At 69.3% G+C, this 863-nt stretch carries 1 protein-coding gene; it reads right to left on the reverse strand.

Going from position 1 to position 863, the window contains the following annotated elements; genetic code table 11:
- Window positions 1–775, reverse strand: a 775-nt coding sequence (locus tag NS220_RS18615) for a carboxyl transferase domain-containing protein (RefSeq protein ID WP_275934692.1), incomplete at its 3' end; no start/stop codon positions are given.
- Window positions 776–863: the final 88 nt, after the last annotated feature.

Genomic DNA, 863 nt, shown 5'->3' on the forward strand with positions numbered 1-863 from the left:
GCTCTGGCATCCGCTCTGCGGGGGAAGGGAGCGTCTCGACGATGTCGCGCACGATGCGCAGCGCATGCTCGTCGTTCTCGGCGAGGTGGTCGGCGACCCCCGACACCCTCGTGTGGACCGCCCCACCGCCGAGGTCCTCGGCGCTGACGACCTCGCCGGTCGCGGCCTTCACCAGGGGCGGCCCGCCGAGGAAGATCGTGCCCTGGTTCCGCACGATCACGGTCTCGTCGCTCATCGCCGGGACGTATGCGCCGCCCGCGGTCGACGAGCCGAGCACGGCGGCGATCTGCGGGATGCCGTCGCGCGACATCCGCGCCTGGTTGTAGAAGATGCGGCCGAAGTGGTCGCGGTCGGGGAACACCTCGTCCTGCATCGGGAGGAAGGCGCCGCCCGAGTCGACGAGATAGATGCACGGCAGGCGGTTCTCCGCGGCGATCTCCTGCGCGCGCAGGTGCTTCTTCACCGTGATCGGGAAGTAGCTGCCGCCCTTCACCGTCGCGTCGTTGGCGACCACCATGACGTGCCGGTCGTGGACCAGACCGATGCCGGCGACCACACCGCCCGCCGGGCAGTCGCCGCCGTACAGGTCGTACGCGGCGAGCGGAGCGACCTCGAGGAACGGGCTCCCGACGTCGAGGAGCGCATCGATGCGGTCGCGGGCGAGCATCTTGCCGCGGGTGACGTGGCGTTCGCGCGCGGCATCCGGTCCGCCCTTCGCGATCGCCTCGCGTCGCTCGCGCAGCTCGGCGACGAGTTCGCGGTAGGTCTGCGGCATGACAACTCCTCATTGAGTTACCGGTCAGTAATGGATTTAGGTTACGACTCGGTAACCGAATAGTCTACCGTCCCCCGCGCTCCCACCC

Source organism: Microbacterium testaceum (assembly GCF_001476655.1).
GTDB lineage: Bacteria > Actinomycetota > Actinomycetes > Actinomycetales > Microbacteriaceae > Microbacterium > Microbacterium testaceum_C.